21 protein-coding genes are annotated in these 15378 nt (G+C 32.4%); 7 read left to right on the top strand and 14 right to left on the bottom strand.

Going from position 1 to position 15378, the window contains the following annotated elements; translation table 11 throughout:
* Window positions 1-2: 2 nt before the first annotated feature.
* The 6 genes from RG22_RS05185 (at window position 3) to RG22_RS05160 (ending at window position 5564) form a co-directional block, all read left to right on the top strand.
* Window positions 3-995, top strand: a complete 993-nt coding sequence (locus RG22_RS05185) for a GntR family transcriptional regulator (RefSeq protein WP_034041389.1) — start codon at window positions 3-5, stop codon at window positions 993-995.
* 19 nt (window positions 996-1014) lie between these two features.
* Entirely contained in the window at window positions 1015-1899 is an 885-nt protein-coding gene (locus tag RG22_RS05180) for an aldose 1-epimerase (RefSeq protein WP_034041388.1), read from the top strand.
* Between the two features lie 20 nt (window positions 1900-1919).
* Window positions 1920-3068: a galactokinase gene (gene galK, locus RG22_RS05175; protein WP_034041387.1), complete on the top strand. Its 1149-nt coding sequence runs from the start codon at window positions 1920-1922 to the stop codon at window positions 3066-3068.
* Between the two features lie 17 nt (window positions 3069-3085).
* Window positions 3086-4108 carry a UDP-glucose--hexose-1-phosphate uridylyltransferase gene (locus RG22_RS05170; protein WP_034041386.1) on the top strand — a complete coding sequence of 341 codons (1023 nt, stop codon included), beginning with the start codon at window positions 3086-3088 and terminating at the stop codon, window positions 4106-4108.
* A 96-nt stretch (window positions 4109-4204) separates the two neighbouring features.
* Window positions 4205-5056 carry a zinc-dependent peptidase gene (locus tag RG22_RS05165; protein ID WP_034041384.1) on the top strand — a complete coding sequence of 284 codons (852 nt, stop codon included), beginning with the start codon at window positions 4205-4207 and terminating at the stop codon, window positions 5054-5056.
* A 91-nt stretch (window positions 5057-5147) separates the two neighbouring features.
* Complete coding sequence (locus tag RG22_RS05160) at window positions 5148-5564, top strand: CBS domain-containing protein (RefSeq protein ID WP_034041382.1); 417 nt, start codon at window positions 5148-5150, stop codon at window positions 5562-5564.
* On the opposite strand, the gene rpe is transcribed toward RG22_RS05160, so the two are convergent.
* From rpe to RG22_RS05140, 4 genes are all read right to left on the bottom strand, one after another.
* Window positions 5561-6223 carry a ribulose-phosphate 3-epimerase gene (gene rpe / locus RG22_RS05155; RefSeq protein WP_034041380.1) on the bottom strand — a complete coding sequence of 221 codons (663 nt, stop codon included), beginning with the start codon at window positions 6221-6223 and terminating at the stop codon, window positions 5561-5563. The two genes, RG22_RS05160 and rpe, sit on opposite strands and share 4 nt — an antisense overlap.
* Window positions 6224-6362: 139 nt before the next feature.
* A complete protein-coding gene (locus RG22_RS05150) occupies window positions 6363-7226 on the bottom strand; it encodes a sigma-70 family RNA polymerase sigma factor (protein WP_034041378.1) in 864 nt (287 codons plus the stop codon).
* 464 nt (window positions 7227-7690) lie between these two features.
* Window positions 7691-7990: a type II toxin-antitoxin system RelE/ParE family toxin gene (locus RG22_RS05145; RefSeq protein WP_034041377.1), complete on the bottom strand. Its 300-nt coding sequence runs from the start codon at window positions 7988-7990 to the stop codon at window positions 7691-7693.
* The gene (locus RG22_RS05140) at window positions 7983-8231 is read right to left on the bottom strand and encodes a type II toxin-antitoxin system ParD family antitoxin (RefSeq protein WP_034041375.1); all 249 of its coding nucleotides are present in this window, start codon (window positions 8229-8231) and stop codon (window positions 7983-7985) included. Before RG22_RS05140 ends, RG22_RS05145 begins: the two co-directional genes overlap by 8 nt.
* A 245-nt stretch (window positions 8232-8476) precedes the next feature.
* Between RG22_RS05140 and RG22_RS05135 the strand changes: the two genes are divergently transcribed.
* Window positions 8477-10057, top strand: coding sequence for an IS1182 family transposase (locus RG22_RS05135; protein WP_052143641.1), 1581 nt, complete (start codon window positions 8477-8479; stop codon window positions 10055-10057).
* Window positions 10058-10148: 91 nt separating this feature from the next.
* On the opposite strand, the gene RG22_RS05130 is transcribed toward RG22_RS05135, so the two are convergent.
* From RG22_RS05130 to RG22_RS05085, 10 genes are all read right to left on the bottom strand, one after another.
* Complete coding sequence (locus RG22_RS05130) at window positions 10149-10451, bottom strand: type II toxin-antitoxin system RelE/ParE family toxin (protein ID WP_034041374.1); 303 nt, start codon at window positions 10449-10451, stop codon at window positions 10149-10151.
* Entirely contained in the window at window positions 10448-10690 is a 243-nt protein-coding gene (locus RG22_RS05125; RefSeq protein ID WP_034041373.1) for a type II toxin-antitoxin system ParD family antitoxin, read from the bottom strand. Before RG22_RS05125 ends, RG22_RS05130 begins: the two co-directional genes overlap by 4 nt.
* 196 nt (window positions 10691-10886) lie before the next feature.
* Window positions 10887-11228: a hypothetical protein gene (locus tag RG22_RS05120; RefSeq protein ID WP_156113350.1), complete on the bottom strand. Its 342-nt coding sequence runs from the start codon at window positions 11226-11228 to the stop codon at window positions 10887-10889.
* A 268-nt stretch (window positions 11229-11496) separates the two neighbouring features.
* Window positions 11497-11712, bottom strand: a complete 216-nt coding sequence (locus RG22_RS17845; RefSeq protein WP_262507886.1) for an integrase core domain-containing protein — start codon at window positions 11710-11712, stop codon at window positions 11497-11499.
* 140 nt (window positions 11713-11852) lie between these two features.
* Entirely contained in the window at window positions 11853-12245 is a 393-nt protein-coding gene (locus RG22_RS17840) for a DDE-type integrase/transposase/recombinase (RefSeq protein WP_156113348.1), read from the bottom strand.
* Between the two features lie 104 nt (window positions 12246-12349).
* Window positions 12350-12721 carry a transposase gene (locus RG22_RS05105; protein WP_034041369.1) on the bottom strand — a complete coding sequence of 124 codons (372 nt, stop codon included), beginning with the start codon at window positions 12719-12721 and terminating at the stop codon, window positions 12350-12352.
* A 274-nt stretch (window positions 12722-12995) separates the two neighbouring features.
* Window positions 12996-13226 carry a type II toxin-antitoxin system HicA family toxin gene (locus tag RG22_RS05100; RefSeq protein ID WP_034041368.1) on the bottom strand — a complete coding sequence of 77 codons (231 nt, stop codon included), beginning with the start codon at window positions 13224-13226 and terminating at the stop codon, window positions 12996-12998.
* Between the two features lies 1 nt (window position 13227).
* A complete protein-coding gene (locus RG22_RS05095) occupies window positions 13228-13623 on the bottom strand; it encodes a hypothetical protein (protein ID WP_034041366.1) in 396 nt (131 codons plus the stop codon).
* 361 nt (window positions 13624-13984) lie between these two features.
* Window positions 13985-14404 carry a contact-dependent growth inhibition system immunity protein gene (locus RG22_RS05090; protein ID WP_034041364.1) on the bottom strand — a complete coding sequence of 140 codons (420 nt, stop codon included), beginning with the start codon at window positions 14402-14404 and terminating at the stop codon, window positions 13985-13987.
* A 323-nt stretch (window positions 14405-14727) separates the two neighbouring features.
* Entirely contained in the window at window positions 14728-15345 is a 618-nt protein-coding gene (locus RG22_RS05085; protein ID WP_034041354.1) for a hypothetical protein, read from the bottom strand.
* Window positions 15346-15378 lie beyond the last annotated feature (33 nt).

Raw genomic sequence — 15378 nt, 5'->3', positions numbered from 1 at the left:
TTATGATTACAATTCAAAGTAAAATAGGAATACCAAAGTATAAGCAAATTGTTAATTCGATTGAAGAGGCTATTACATCTGGATTACTTAAAAAAGGAGATCAGTTACCATCTATTAATAATGTGAAAGACGAACATTCACTTTCTAGAGATACTGTGTTAACTGCTTTTAATGAGTTGAAAAACAGAGGTATTATAAAGTCTGTTGTAGGTAAAGGCTATTATGTTTCAAGTGAAGATATAAATGTGAACCAAAAAATATTTTTACTTTTTGATGAATTAAACTCCTTTAAAGAAGATTTATATAACTCGTTTTTAGAACACTTAGGTGAAAATATTCAAGTAGATATTTTTTTTCACCATTTTAATACCACCATTTTTAGCAAACTAATTCATGATAATACAGGGGACTATAATTATTATGTAATTATGCCTGCTAATTTAAATGATACAAACTCAATTATTCAAAGTTTGCCACAGGATAAGGTTTTTATTTTAGATCAAATGCATGATGATTTAAAATCATACTCAGCCATTTACCAAAATTTTGAACAAGATATTTTTAATGGTCTTGAACAAGCATTTCATCTTATAAAAAAATACAAACAACTCATATTACTTTTTCCAGAAGAGAAGCAACCTCAGGGTATGCTAAAAGGGTTTAAACAATTTTGTGAAACATATACTCTTAATTATTCTGTTTTAAATTCACTTAAAAATTATGAGCCTAAAACGGGAGATCTTTACATTATTCCAGACGATAAAAATTTACTTCGGATTATAAAATCATTTAAAAACAATAATTTAACATTGGCTAAAGATGTAGGTGTAATATCGTATAACGATACTTTGCTTAAAGAAATAGTTGCTGGTGGGATTACTACTATATCGACAGATTTTAATGCCATGGGGAAACAATTAGCAAGTATGATACTTAATAAAGAGGTAGGTAAAATTGTAAATCCCAATAATCTAATTATAAGAAATTCATTGTAAAAATTAAAAAGGAAACACATTGTACAGTATTAAACATTATAAAGAAGAAAACGTATTAGAATTGAAAAGCTCTGACACGTCGTTTTATGCTAAAATTTATTTGAATGAAGGTGCAAGTTTACAAGAGTTAACACTTAGTAATAAGCCCATTATAGTGAGTTTAGAGCCTTTGGTTTATAGCAATACCTATGCATCTGCTATTTTATTTCCGTTTGCAAACAGAATTAAAGATGGTGCTTATGTTTTCAACAAAACCCATTATCAACTGCATACTAATAACGAATCCGAAAATAATGCCTTGCATGGTTTGGTTTACGATAAAGCCTTTAAAATTATCAATCATAAGGAAAATAATGATTCTATTTCAATAAAGCTGGAGTACAAAGAAAATAAACTCGCTAAAGGGTTTCCATTTACTTATAGTATTCAATTAGAATATGTTTTTACTAGAGATTCTTTAGACTTAATAGTTTTAGTTAAAAATACAAGTGCAGAATCATTTCCTTTTACTTTAGGGTGGCATCCTTATTTTTTAAGTGCTAATTTATACGAGAGTAGTTTGGAGTTTTCAAGTCGAGAAAAGTTAATCCTAGGAGAAAGAAACATAACTACTGGTACCGAATCTATAACAGATGTTAAAATCTTTAATATTGAAGATAAAAAACTAGATGACTGTTGGGCGTTAAGTAGAGGTACTATTAAATTTAACACACCAGAATATCAGTTTCTTTTAAAATCTTCTGAAGAGAATAACTTTTTGCAAGTTTACACGCCCCCCAAAGAAAACATCATAGCCATTGAGCCAACAACTGGCGTATCTAATAGTTTTAATAATCAAATCGGATTGAAAGTATTAGAGCCTAATGCGTCGTATAAGATAGAATGGCGTTTAAAAATGATATAAAAACTTTTAATAATTAAAAAATGAGTACTAAACTAATTAATGAAGTAAAAATAAAGTTTATTGAAACATTTAATGAAGCTCCTTTGTTGGTTTTTTCTCCAGGAAGAATTAACTTAATTGGAGAACATACCGATTATAATGAAGGCTTTGTTTTTCCTGCGGCTGTAGATAAAGGAATAGCCGCAGCTATTCAAAAAAGTAATTCTGGGCATTGTACGGCAATAGCTTTAGATTTAGATAGTACTATTGAATTTGAATTGGACAAATTAAAACCATCACCCGAGGGTAGTTGGGAAAATTATGTGCTTGGCGTGGTTGCCGAAATTCAAAAAAAGAATATAGTAGTAGGTAATTTTAATATCGTTTTCAAGGGGGATATTCCTGGAGGAGCCGGCATGTCTTCTTCAGCAGCTTTAGAAAATAGTGTGGTTTTTGGGCTAAACGAACTATTTGATTTAGGGTTAACAAAGCACGATATGATTTTAATTTCACAAAAAGCAGAGCACAATTACGTGGGTGTTAAATGTGGAATTATGGATCAATACGCGAGCATGTTTGGGGTAGAAAACAATGCGTTGCATTTAGATTGCAGAACGGTTGAATCTAAACCATTCGAAATTAATTTCAAGGATCATCAACTTATGCTAATAAACACGAATGTGAAGCATAGTTTGTCTGATAGTGCGTATAACGATAGGCGAGCTGTTTGCGAAAGTATTTCTGATTTACTTGGAATAAAAGCCCTCAGAGATGCTACCGAAGCAGATTTAGAAAAAGTAAAAGATAAAGTGGCACCAGAAAATTATCAGAAAGCATTATACGCTATTCAAGAAAATAAAAGAACGTTAAAGGCCGCTAAAGCTATAGAAGATGCAGACCTTGATACTTTAGGCACTCTAATCTATCAATCGCATGAAGGCTTATCTAATAAATATAAAGTGAGTTGCGATGAATTAGATTTTCTTGTTGAGCAAGCAAAGAAAAACAAACATGTTTTAGGAGCAAGAATGATGGGTGGCGGTTTTGGAGGATGCACCATTAATTTAGTTGCGAAAACCGAAGCAAAAGCGTTTGCAGATGTAGCTTCTCAAGCTTATAAAAAAAAATTTGATAAGGACTGCTCTGTATATTTTGTAAAATTATCAAACGGTACCCATATAGTAAAGTAAAATTATTTTAATAAAAAATGAATACAGATTTACAAGATTTTTCACATAAAAGATTCAATATATTAACAGGAGAATGGGTTTTGGTGTCTCCACATCGTGCTAAACGCCCGTGGCAAGGACAAAACGAAGTGGTCTCAAACGACCTGAGGCCAGCACACGACCCAAACTGTTATTTATGCGCTACAAACACCAGAATTAACGGAGAAGTTAATCCCGATTATAAAAATGTTTTTGTGTTTACAAACGATTTTGCGGCACTTCAAAGTGATTCGTCAACATTTTCTGTAAATGACGGATTATTAAAAGCCGAAAGTGAAACGGGTATATGTAAAGTTATCTGTTTTAGTCCAGACCACTCAAAGAGTTTAGCAGAGATGGAAGTTGAAGCTATAAATGAAGTTGTAAAAGTTTGGCAAAAGGAGTATAAACTACTTGGCGAAAATCCAGCGATAAATAACGTTCAAATATTTGAAAATAAAGGAGCGGTAATGGGTTGTAGTAATCCGCATCCACATGGCCAGATTTGGAGTCAATCTACGCTTCCAAATGAGGTGGAAAAGAAAGACAATCAACAAAAAGCATATTACTTCAAAAATAAAAGTAGCCTTTTAGGGGATTATTTAAAACAAGAATTAGAAGCCAAAGAAAGAATCATTTTTGAAAACGAAGATTTTGTAGTGCTAACACCTTTTTGGGCTATATGGCCTTTTGAAGCTATGATTGCACCTAAAAAACAATATGTGGATATTACTCAGATATCAGAAAAAGAAAGTTTCGCTTACGCCGAAGTTATTTCGGTTTTAACCAAAGCTTACGACGCTTTATTTAAATGTTCATTCCCATATTCCAGCGGCATCCATCAAGCGCCAACAAATGGTAGAGAGAATAATCATTGGCATTGGCACATGAGCTTTTACCCACCACTATTAAGAAGTGCCACTGTAAAAAAATTCATGGTAGGTTACGAAATGTTTGGTACGCCACAACGCGATATAACAGCAGAACAAGCGGCAAAACGACTGAGAGATTTAATTAAATAGTACTTGAGTTTTTAATTGTAAATTGCAAATAATTATTTGATTGTAATAGAAATATACAATTCAGCAATTTTTGCTTTTTAAAACCGTTTTCTTGATATGCTTTACTTTTTAATTAGCGAGTCTTATACATTTGGGAGTAAAGTAATACTAGGTATTCTGTTTACGGTATTGGCATATTTATTTTTATATTATGCTTTTAAAATGACTGAAATGGCTTATGTTTTAAAACATAAAAAACCATTGTACAATCATTTTTATGTCTATTTAAGACAATTAAACACGACGCAAAAATCAATTTTAAAAAATCATTTTACCTTTTATAAAAATCTAACAGATAAAGAGAAAAAGTATTTCGAGCATCGCGTATCATTATTTATTAAAGACAAAGATTTTATTGGTAGAGAAGGTAATAGAATTACTGATGAGATGAAAGTTTTAATATCAGCAACTGCGGTTATGTTAACTTTTGGGTTTAGAGATTTTTATGTTGGTGTAATTTCAAAAATTGTAGTCTACCCAACTAAATTTTATTCAAATACAAATAAAGCTTATCACAGAGGCGAGTTTAACCCTAAACTAAAAGCATTAGTGTTGTCTTGGGAAGATTTTAAGGCTGGTTTTAATGATGAAAATGATAATTTGAATTTGGGAATTCACGAATTTACTCATGCTATTCATATAAATAGTATGAAAGAACGTGATGTAAGTTCTACCATTTTTAGCGATTCTTTTAAAGAATTAACAAAGTCGCTATCAATAAACGAGACCTTAAGAAATAGGCTAATGGATTCAGGTTATTTTAGAAAATATGCTTTTACAAATCAGTTTGAATTTGTTGCTGTTATCATTGAGAATTTTATTGAGACTCCTAAAGAATTCAAATTAGAATTTCCAGAAATTTATAGTAAGGTTAGGCAAATGCTTAATTTTAATGTAGCAGGATATTAAGACTATTAAAATATCTTAAATCCATGATTTTTATCATACTTTTTTAAGTTTTTCATTTATACTTTTAGTGTGGAATTTAAAACTTAATATCATGAAAAGAAGAACTCCAGTTTCAGAAATAATGTCTAAAGAAGTAATCGCTTTAACTCGATCTGATGACTTAGATAGAGCAGAAATGTTATTTAAAAGACATAATATTAGACATATTCCAGTAGTTAGTGGAGAGTCTATAATAGGTATGTTAAGTTATTCAGACTTGCTACGTATTAGTTTTGCAGATGCAACAAATGATGAACGTGATGTAGATTCGGTAGTTTATAATATGTTTACTATTGAACAGGTAATGACAAAAAACCTGATAAGTGTAACAAGTGAGACTACTATAAAAGAGGTTGCAGAAATTTTAGCCAAAAACGAATTTCATGCGCTTCCAGTAGTAGATGACTCAACTTTAATGGGTATTGTTACAACAACCGATTTAATAAACTATTTATTAAAGCAGTTTTAGGGGTTTACTATAGCTTTTAAATCTTTAATCGTTTCAAGTTGATTATTGCTTTTAAATACATAGCTACCAGCAACTAAAACATCAGCGCCAGATTCTGTTAACGCACTTGCATTTTTGTTAGTAACTCCACCATCAATTTCAATAAGTGTTGATGCGCCTTTGCGGTTTATTAATGCTTTAAGTTGTTGTACTTTATTATAGGTATTTTCAATAAAGCTTTGCCCACCAAAACCAGGGTTTACACTCATAAGGCATACTAAATCTATATCGTTAATAGTGTCTTCTAAAACGTTTATGTTTGTATGCGGATTTAGTGCAACACCAGCTTTCATACCTTCAGCTTTTATGGCCTGAATTGTACGGTGTAAATGGGTACAAGCTTCGTAATGTACTGTTAGAATATCGCTACCTAAATCGGCGAATGTTTTTATATAACGGTCTGGATCAACAATCATTAAATGTACATCAATAGTTTTTTTTGCATGTTTAGTAATAGCATGTAAAACAGGCATTCCAAAAGAAATATTGGGTACAAAAACACCATCCATAATATCAATATGAAACCAGTCTGCTTCACTTTGGTTAATCATTTCTATGTCGCGTTGTAGGTTTGCAAAGTCTGCTGCTAAAACTGATGGTGCAATTAATTTTGTGCTCATTAAGATAAGTTATTTTATTTGCGCAAAAATAGTATAAAAAAACAAACCCGCGGTAATCAGCCGCGGGTTCTTTCATCAATCAAAAAACGAACAGTTATGTGAAACTGTTTGTTGTCGTAATTTAGTCGTAATTTAATTACTATCCTAAATATGTTTTTAATATTTTACTTCTAGATGTATGTTTTAATCTACGAATAGCTTTCTCTTTTATTTGTCTTACACGTTCACGAGTTAGGTCGAAAGTCTCACCAATTTCTTCTAAAGTCATTGGGTGTTGATTTCCTAAACCAAAGTATAAACGAATAACATCTGCTTCACGAGGAGTTAAAGTTTCAAGAGCTCTTTCAATTTCTGTACGTAACGATTCGTGTAATAATTCTCTATCAGGATTTGGAGATTCTCCAGAATTTAATACATCGTATAAATTAGAATCTTCACCTTCAACTAATGGTGCATCCATACTTACGTGACGACCAGAATTCTTCATAGATTCTTTTACGTCATTAATTGTCATATCCAACTCTTTTGCTATTTCTTCAGCAGAAGGTGGGCGCTCATGACTTTGCTCTAAAAAGGCAAATGTTTTATTAATTTTATTAATAGAACCAATTTTATTTAATGGTAAACGTACAATACGCGATTGTTCAGCTAAAGCTTGTAAAATAGATTGACGAATCCACCAAACAGCGTATGATATAAATTTAAAACCACGTGTTTCATCAAAACGTTGTGCCGCTTTAATTAAGCCTAAATTACCTTCATTAATTAAATCTGGTAAAGTAAGTCCTTGGTTTTGATATTGCTTAGCTACCGATACCACGAAACGTAAATTAGCTTTCGTTAACTTCTCTAAAGCTATTTGATCGCCAGCTTTAATACGTTGTGCTAATTCTACTTCTTCGTCTGCGGTAATTAAGTCAACCTTTCCAATTTCTTGCAGGTATTTATCTAACGATGCAGTTTCTCTATTTGTAACCTGCTTCGTAATTTTAAGTTGTCTCATGTAGTGTGCTCCTGTATTTAATTATGTGAATAATAGGCCGTTCAATAGTTATACGTATAAATGTTATATTTTGTTACAAAAAAGATTAATTTTTTTTAGCGCTTTGGTTTTTAGACACTAAAATGGTTTAAAAGTCACATTTATTGTTTTTTTTCTAATTATTTGGGCGTTACCCAATCCTTCGACTACGCTTAGGGCAAGAGCGGTCGGGCTTTTCGTTACAAGTCCTGGCTCGTGCCTCGCTGTAGGCTTTCCTCTGCAATCCTAATACGCTATACGCTCACTGTTGTGGCTCACATAAACCAGACACTCAAAATATGTTATTTTGTATTAAATGATTTTAAATCAGCAAAAAATTAATAGAAAGGATTTTTTTGTGTTGTTTATTGTGGTTGAAGCTCTTATTCTTGTATAGGAATTTGTCTTTTTTTATTTGTTATATCCGCATGTTGGGTGTAGTTTTTTTATTCGCTTATTCTATTTTTTAAATCCATTCTCTCGTGTAGAATTCTGATTATTTCAATTCTATCATTTGACATTTGCTGATAAAATATTATGTGTTTTCCAGATTTTAGTCCGAGTAAGTTTTTGTTTATTCCGTAATATTCTTTTCCAATATTGGGATTATCTCCAATTCCATTACAAGCCATTTTAACAGTTGCATAATATTTATCAGCTTGTTTTTCAGACCATTTTTCGAAAGTGTAATCCCAAATCCTATTTAAGTCATCAATAGCTTCTTGTCTCAGTATAACTTTAGCCATTCTTTCTTTTTTCTGCTTTTAGTCTTTTCAGATTTTCATCAAAATCAAAATCCTCAACTAATGGACTGTTTAATCCTTCTTGTATAGCATTTCGCAATGCAATTACTTTACTTTCTTCATTTTCCAACATTCTGAGTCCAGCTCTGATAACTTCGCTAACGTTTTTGTATCTACCAGCAGAAACTTGAGTTTGTACAAACTGGTCAAAATAATTTCCGAGTGATATGGATGTATTCTTCATTGTTTTATTTTTAATCAAATTTACCAAAAATTGGTAAAAACTCCAAATTTAACTCGATTTTCAAATTACACCCAACGGTCTGGGCTATGATTTCGTTGTGGAATCATCCGCAGGATTATTCCGCTTAGAAAACAGCCTAATTTTATAAATTAAACTTCGTTTTAACTCGTTGCCACAATTACTTATAGCCATTGTGCTTATTGCACAAAACTTGTTAAAGATACAGAAATTTCGTATTTTTATATATGCAAGGCAAGAAAGATTACCAAGAAAAATTATTCGCTCAATTTCAACAGAGTGAGCGTATACCTAAAGGCAATTTTTATCGGAGGTTAAGATCAGCTTTAGATTTAAAATTTCTATATCCGTTAACCGCGAAGTACTACGGTACAAGTGGACAGAAAAGCATCGATCCTGTAGTTTTCTTCAAGTTGTGCTTGGTGGGTTATTTAGAAAAAATAATTAGCGATAGGCAATTACTGCAGCATAGCAGTATGCGTTTAGATATTCTGTATTTTATAGGCTATGATATCGATGAAGAACTACCATGGCATTCTACCATTAGCCGTACCCGCCAGTTATATCCAGGATCTGTATTTGAAGAAGTGTTTACAAAGATATTGAGTATGTGTGTAGAAAAAGGTATGGTTAGCGGTCATACCCAAGCAATTGATTCTGCTCCAGTAAAGGCAAATGCCTCAATGGATAGTTTAGAATTAAAAGTGCCCAAAGCAGATTTAGAAACACATTTACATCACATCCGCCATATTAGTGCTATGGATAAAAAAAAAAGTCCACTAAGAAAATCAAAACTCAATAAGGCTAGTCAAGCCTCTCAAACCATCACAGCCAATACACAAGAATTACAGTCCATCAGATCAAGAAACAAGAGATGGACAAAAGACCAAGACCAGCGCCCAGGAGCAGGCAACAAAGGGAGTAAGTATACCTCAAACAAAACGCATTATAGCCCCACCGATCCCGATGCCCGTATTAGTGTAAAACCAGGTAAAGCAAGGAAGTTAAACTATATGAGTCAACTTAGTGTTGACACCGCCCATCATGCGATAACCGATATAAAGGCTTACCATGCCGATAAAAAAGACAATCAATATTTACAAGATATTACCAAACGTTTAAAAAACAGACTACATAACCAATGCATGTTATGGCGAAACTGTGTAGCAGACACGGGCTATAGTAGTGGCGAGAATTATGCGTTTTTAGAATCAGAGGGACTAGAGAGTTTTATCCCGCCCCATGGCACTTATAAAGGCGGACCAGACGGGTTCATTTATCATGAAAATCACGACCATTATGTTTGTCCAGAAGGCCATATCATTCCCTTTAAAAAAGTGTTTTTAGACTATAGAACCCAGACCAAGAAGAAAGAATATCGCAATTCCTCAAAGGTTTGTAAAGGTTGTCCAATAGCATTACAATGCCTAGGTAAATCAGCAAAAGAAAAGAAGTTTTCTGTTACTTATTATAAAGCGGAATATCAACGCAACAATACGCGAGTAAACAGTAAACGAGGTCGGAATATGAAAGGCAAACGACAAAGCACAGTAGAACCAGTATTTGGAACCCTTACCCAGTTTATGGGACTCAGAAAAATAAATACCATTGGCATAGCACAGGCCAATAAGGTGATGCATTTGTCAGCCATGGCCTATAATCTGAAAAAGTATTTAAAATTCACTCAAAAACGTGTAAAGAGTGAAGCAGGAATGCTTGCTTTAATCCGTTTTATAAAAACGGTATGCAGAGAAGCAAATAGATTGCTTTTAAGGGGGTTTAAAAATCCAGAAATTGTGATGTTCTAAAAAAGAAAAGCGCCTTAAAAAGAAGCTTTTGAGCTAAAGTATATGTTTTTTAGTGCTTTGTGCAACGATTACCATTGTTGTGTGCAGTTTTTTATTTCAGTCGTTTTTTTATATCCATTCTCTGATGTAAAATTCTAACGATTTCTACAATTTCATTTTCGACCTTTCTGTAAAAAATCAGATGCGATTTGATTTTCGTTACTCGATAGTTTTTTCGGGTTTGTTCAGCCGATTTTCCAATCAGATAGTTGTCCGCTATAAATTCAATCTCTCCGATTATCAAGTCGTAATATCTGTCTGCTTGTTCTTTAGACCATTTTTGAAAAGTATAAACCCAAATATCATTTAAATCATCAATCGCTTGTTTACTTATTCGGTATTGTTTTTTACTCATAAGTGTTTGCGATGTAATTCAGTCAGGTTTTGATTCGGGTCAAAATTTTCAATAAAACCACTATTTTCTCCGACTTCGAGAGCTTTAATTAATTCTCTTTCTTTTTTTTCTTCGCGTTCCAGCAAACGTAATGCAGAACGAATAACTTCGCTTACCGAACCATATCTACCTGAATTTACTTCTTCTCTGATAAAATCCTCAAAATGATTTCCGAGTGATATAGATGTGTTTTTTCCCATTTTGACTATAATTTTACTCAAATATACCAAATCTTGGTAACGTAGCCAAATTGCTCACAACGTTTAGTATAACCGCAGTTGCGGGTTAAATATACGAAATGTCTCGGTTAAGCACTGACCTTGGCAATTACAGAGTGGATTCGGACGTAGTTGAATCCGCCGTAATTGCGGTTATACATTGTTGTGCGTTCGTTTTTTATTTCGTCATTATTAATAATAAATCTCCATTATACCTTCTTTCAAAAGTCGAATTGTTCATTTTTTCCTGTGTTACTATTGATATTGATTCTATTGCGTTTAAGTCAATTTTAGTTTTCTCTTTCAAACTGTCAGTCATTGGAATTCCGTCAATAATTATTAAATCAATTTTTCTTTTAGCTTCTATCTTTCTATCAGGAAATAAGCTGTCCAATTTGAAGTTTTTAATCTCAAATAATTCGGTCGGTTTCAGTTGAGTGATTTTCAATACTCGAGTTCGTTTGTCAATTTGGATATTTTCAATATTGTCTTTATCGAGAAATACAGTTTCTAAATCCATTTTTTCACTATCCACAAACATTTTATATTCAGCTGAATATTTTTTTAAGATTTTATTTCGGTCGTATTTTATATTTCGAGTTGCGCAACCGAAAGTCAAAGTCAGGGTTAGTAGAAATAGAAATATTCTCACCTTATATGTTTTGTTCTTAAAAATATTCCAATTCCGATTTCCATAAAAACTCCATTGAGTGACTGATTCTTTTCGTTTAGTTATCGCGCTCCTTAAATGTCTTGTCCTGAAATACGGCTACAGGTTAAAATTTAATTTAGGCTGATAATTTGTATACCATATTTGGTGTTTTATAGTCTAAAGATAAATGTAATCTTATTTCGTTGTATAAATTAATTGCATTTTTTGTAGCTCTTTTGGCGTGAGCCACGTCAGTAAAGGTTTGGTCCAAATAGAATTCATCTTTTAAGATACCGTTTACACGTTCAGCCATTGCATTTTCGTAGCAATGATTTTCTTCAGTCATGCTGATTCCAATCTTTTTTCTCTTAAGAATTTGTGTGTATTGATTGCTACAATATTGTATGCCTCTGTCAGAATGATGAATAAGTTGTTTAATATTCTTCGCTTTATTTAAAGCCTTATTAAGAGCTCTAAGACATCCTTTTAGTTCTAGGCTATCACACTTATGTCATAACCAACAATTTTTCGAGAATACATGTCAGTAATGAGCGCTAGATAACAAAACCCTTTTACGGTTCTAATGTAAGTTATATCGCTTACCCAAACTTGATTTGGTCTTGTAACTTCCATATCTTTTATAATGTTATTATACTTATAAAAACGATGATAAGAATTGGTAGTTCTGGCACTAGTTTTCTTTCTAAGTGTTAGCATATTGTGTTTTCTAAGGACATTAAATAAGGTATCTCTACCAACTTTAAGGCTAGCTTTAGTAAACTCGTTATCTAATGATTTCATGAGTTTACGCACACCTTCTCTAGGAAGGGATTTACGTTTTTTACTGACTATGTTTATAATCTGTTGTTCTATTTTTAAACGCATATCAGCTCTAGATTTGTATTTGTAATACGCATCACGTTTAAGTCCAAAACAACTGGTTATAGTTGTTAAAGAGGTAAATCCCTTAGATTTTTCTTTAGCTTTGATTAAGGCTTTATACTTAACTTTTTTTTTAGTTCAGCAATGGATTTATAACCTAAATCTTCAGCAGCTACTTCCAGATATGAATCTAATACCATAGCATCCAAATCCTTTTTAAGCAGTAGTTTTTTAAGCTGTTCAATCTCTTTTTGCAGTGCTTTAATTCTAGATATTTCGTCTTTTGTTTCCACTTTTACTCTGGTGTTCATTAAGTCTTTACGATTATATTTTTTAATCCACTCATTGACTGTTGTAGGCGCAATAGAGTAGAGTTTACAAAGTTCGCTCTTTGTGTGTTTTCCGGTTGTAAGTTCGGCTAAAATTTTTAATTTGAAAGGTTCACTGTAACGTCTAATTACTTTGTCATTTCTATACATAATGTTTAAAATTATGTAGCCTTATTTCAGGACGGGTCAATATGTGCTACAACGGGTTTGCATATGCCTTTGTAGCGTGTGCAAGCCGAAAGATAGTAAATAAAAACTGACAGAGAAAATCCGCAAGGATTTTCGTAAGTAAGAACTGAACTAGCTATAAGGTATATGCGTTGTTGCCAATTGTACTTTTGAATCAGTTCAGACGTTCATTGACATACTGAAAACTTTATTTTTTTTCGATGGAAGGCAGATTGCTGACAGTCGGAAGCAAAAATTAATTATTTTCTAGCCAGTTATATAGGTAATCAAAAGTTAAACCCATAGTACGTAAATTGGTTTGCAAATGCATTGCTGGTACGTCTTTATCTTTATCTCTGTGAGTTACTGGTCTAAAACAGCCAGGACATTGATAATGAACATGGGAAGCCTTTGTTCTTTTGTATTTACAGTTATGAGCTACTAAGAACCGCACCCAATCCTTTGTTTTTATTGGGCGTCTAGCCATATTAAGCTGCTGTGGTTTCTAGAGATTGTACTCTGGCGTTTGTAAGATTTTGAAGTTCTCCGTTTTCATCAACATAAGCTTTAGAAAATTGCTTTCTTGCGTATTTTTTTGATTCCCAACCTAAAGAACGTAATTCTTTTTGTTGTTGAGGAGCTTTAAGTTTTAGTAAATACTCGCAAAAAACTTCTAAATTATGTCTAAAAGATTCTTCAGCTTCTTTTTTTGTGTCTCCATATCCAGAAGTATTTAATGACGAAGAATAGCAAACCCAAATATCTCCTTCTTGTCCTGTTAACACATTGATTCTTGCTCTTACTTGATGCTTACTCACTTTAAGCTGTTCGGTAACGTAAGGCATGTCGTCAAATTTTTTAAAAGAATCTGAATGCTTGGTCATATTTATATGTTATGATTAAGAAGTCTAGTTGTTGTTGACAAATATAACTAAAAGTGAAATATACACAACTCTATTGACTATAATTTTATATTTATAATGGAATATTAGTCTGATAAAATTAAGATAAATTACAATGCTATTGTGTTAAATTTTTATAAAAATTCCGCAAACAAGCTAAAAAAAGGTCGGAAAAAAATAAAGAGATTTCAGTATATCAGATAATGATTAACGGTACAGTTGTATTGTTGGCAACGGTTACGTATATGAAATGTTGCGTGTTTGCGTGCGAGGATTTTCCGAAGGAAAATCGGAAGCTAGCAAATGAGCAACTAACTTTGTTTAAGCACAAAATAGCAATTTTTTATATACTTTGTTGTGCACTGGCTTTTATTCTATCGTTAATATTTTTAAAGTCCTTTTCTCCCATTTCAATTTTTATTTTCTCCATGTTCAATTCCACTAAACGCTGCAATTTTTTAGATTCAGCTAGATTTTTAGTCCAAAACTCTACTGGTATTTTGGAAACTGCTTCTAGCAAATCGCCTTTATAAAAATCCGCCTCAATCAAAATATCCTTCTCAAGTTTGTCAAGAGCAATTTCGGTCAGGTATTCAAGTCCGATTTTTTGAGATATTAGAAGTCTTAATTGTCTGTTGGTCAGTTCTCCAATACTGATTTTTCGATAACGAAAACATCTTTCAATCAATCCAGTAGGAAATTCGGTTGGTTCAGTCCAAATATCGTTTTCAAGTTGTTCGATGGTTTTTGTTCTTACTGACATATTAAAACTATGAATATGATTAAAAACGCTGCTCCAAGAAAAGCATTATGAGCTTTATCAATACCTTTATTTGTCTTGTCTGATTTAAATCTAAAATAATGTCCGATAAGGGATGGGTATCCTTTATAGGCAGCATAAAAAAAGTAGATTCCTAAAACAGGTAAAATCAAATAATAGACTTTCATAGGCGTTTTTCTGAGCTTGTGCACAATGGTCTCGTATAAGAATAGTTGCGGGTTTACGTGCGAGGATTTTCCGCAGGAAAATCAGACGTAGTATACTTGCAACGACCTTTGGTTAAGCCCAAAATCGAGCAATTATTTTTATACATTGTTGCCATTAGTACTTTTTTCAGATGCTATTTTATTTATTCTCGGTTGTATAAACCAAATTCCGATTGGAAAGAACCAAATCATAAAAAATTCTCCTATAAAATCACTAAAAGTAACAGTTCGTTTTAATTCAGTCGTTTTGATTGTTTTCGATACAAAATATAATAAATAGAACATACAGAACATTGAAAATAGATGCATTGGAATGACAATAAATAACATTTTTCCAACAATTCCGCCAGCAGCATTATTTCCAGACGAAAATCCGTAAAATGTAGTTCCGATTATTATTAATAAGAAAAGAATATAAGTCAGAGGAATGAAGAAGAAAATTTTAAACTTTTTTATTTTCATATTAATGTCAGTCGGAATATACTTCTGTAGTCCAATTCCAATAGACCAAAACCAGCCAAAAAATAGTCCAACGTAAATGACCATTATTATTGGAAATATCTTCATCATGTTCAATATTCCTGTTTGGTCAGGATTTCCGTTTGAGTCAATATTCGCAAACATTGAAGTCATAACGACTATTTGTATAAGAATCGGAATTCCGAACATTAAAGTGAATAATAGCCAATGTTTAGCATTTAAAAATTTATTTATCATTTAGTTCGTCGGTTTTTCAGTATTAATGGCAAC

Origin of the sequence: Wocania ichthyoenteri Th78 (genome assembly GCF_000789235.1) — a bacterium.
Taxonomy (GTDB): domain Bacteria; phylum Bacteroidota; class Bacteroidia; order Flavobacteriales; family Flavobacteriaceae; genus Wocania_A; species Wocania_A ichthyoenteri.
The sequence above is the reverse complement of the archived record's forward strand: the minus strand, read 5'-3'. Positions and strand labels throughout refer to the sequence as shown.

What these genes read in the sequence shown, in the direction of transcription:
- RG22_RS05185 (WP_034041389.1), top strand. Translation starts at nt 3, where the DNA reads ATGATTACAATTCAAAGTAAAATAGGAATACCAAAGTATAAGCAAATT.
- galK (WP_034041387.1), top strand. Translation starts at nt 1,920, where the DNA reads ATGAGTACTAAACTAATTAATGAAGTAAAAATAAAGTTTATTGAAACA.
- RG22_RS05170 (WP_034041386.1), top strand. Translation starts at nt 3,086, where the DNA reads ATGAATACAGATTTACAAGATTTTTCACATAAAAGATTCAATATATTA.
- RG22_RS05165 (WP_034041384.1), top strand. Translation starts at nt 4,205, where the DNA reads ATGCTTTACTTTTTAATTAGCGAGTCTTATACATTTGGGAGTAAAGTA.
- RG22_RS05160 (WP_034041382.1), top strand. Translation starts at nt 5,148, where the DNA reads ATGAAAAGAAGAACTCCAGTTTCAGAAATAATGTCTAAAGAAGTAATC.
- rpe (WP_034041380.1), bottom strand. Translation starts at nt 6,223, where the DNA reads ATGAGCACAAAATTAATTGCACCATCAGTTTTAGCAGCAGACTTTGCA.
- RG22_RS05150 (WP_034041378.1), bottom strand. Translation starts at nt 7,226, where the DNA reads ATGAGACAACTTAAAATTACGAAGCAGGTTACAAATAGAGAAACTGCA.
- RG22_RS05145 (WP_034041377.1), bottom strand. Translation starts at nt 7,990, where the DNA reads ATGGCTAAAGTTATACTGAGACAAGAAGCTATTGATGACTTAAATAGG.
- RG22_RS05140 (WP_034041375.1), bottom strand. Translation starts at nt 8,231, where the DNA reads ATGAAGAATACATCCATATCACTCGGAAATTATTTTGACCAGTTTGTA.
- RG22_RS05135 (WP_052143641.1), top strand. Translation starts at nt 8,477, where the DNA reads ATGCAAGGCAAGAAAGATTACCAAGAAAAATTATTCGCTCAATTTCAA.
- RG22_RS05130 (WP_034041374.1), bottom strand. Translation starts at nt 10,451, where the DNA reads ATGAGTAAAAAACAATACCGAATAAGTAAACAAGCGATTGATGATTTA.
- RG22_RS05125 (WP_034041373.1), bottom strand. Translation starts at nt 10,690, where the DNA reads ATGGGAAAAAACACATCTATATCACTCGGAAATCATTTTGAGGATTTT.
- RG22_RS05120 (WP_156113350.1), bottom strand. Translation starts at nt 11,228, where the DNA reads ATGGATTTAGAAACTGTATTTCTCGATAAAGACAATATTGAAAATATC.
- RG22_RS17840 (WP_156113348.1), bottom strand. Translation starts at nt 12,245, where the DNA reads ATGCGTTTAAAAATAGAACAACAGATTATAAACATAGTCAGTAAAAAA.
- RG22_RS05105 (WP_034041369.1), bottom strand. Translation starts at nt 12,721, where the DNA reads ATGTATAGAAATGACAAAGTAATTAGACGTTACAGTGAACCTTTCAAA.
- RG22_RS05100 (WP_034041368.1), bottom strand. Translation starts at nt 13,226, where the DNA reads ATGGCTAGACGCCCAATAAAAACAAAGGATTGGGTGCGGTTCTTAGTA.
- RG22_RS05095 (WP_034041366.1), bottom strand. Translation starts at nt 13,623, where the DNA reads ATGACCAAGCATTCAGATTCTTTTAAAAAATTTGACGACATGCCTTAC.
- RG22_RS05090 (WP_034041364.1), bottom strand. Translation starts at nt 14,404, where the DNA reads ATGTCAGTAAGAACAAAAACCATCGAACAACTTGAAAACGATATTTGG.
- RG22_RS05085 (WP_034041354.1), bottom strand. Translation starts at nt 15,345, where the DNA reads ATGATAAATAAATTTTTAAATGCTAAACATTGGCTATTATTCACTTTA.